Below are 263 nucleotides of genomic sequence, written 5' to 3'. Positions count from 1 at the left end.
TCTTTGCCGTCTTGGAAGGCTTTGAGGTCCGCCGGCAGGTTGTTGCGCGCGCTCAGGGTTTGGCGGGTGACGACGAATTCGCGCTGTTCGCTGCTGTCGCCGTCGTGGGCGGGGTGGTCGTCCAGGCGAAACCATTGGCCGGCGGCCAGGCCGCGCACGCTGCCGCCGCCGCTGAACTGCTTGGCCTTGAGGTCATGCGCTTGCTGGCGCAGTTGGGCGTAGTGGCTGAGCTGGTCGGCGTCGCCGGCGTAGTACAGCGATTG

General features: G+C 67.3%; 1 protein-coding gene. It reads right to left on the bottom strand.

Going from position 1 to position 263, the window contains the following annotated elements:
- A partial coding sequence (locus ACUXV1_RS23285; RefSeq protein ID WP_446016782.1) for a contractile injection system protein, VgrG/Pvc8 family occupies positions 1-263 on the bottom strand: 263 nt, incomplete at both ends.

It is taken from the genome of Chromobacterium sp. W521, assembly GCF_052805975.1.
Note: the sequence above shows the minus strand (reverse complement) of the source record. Positions and strands in the feature narration are given on the sequence as shown.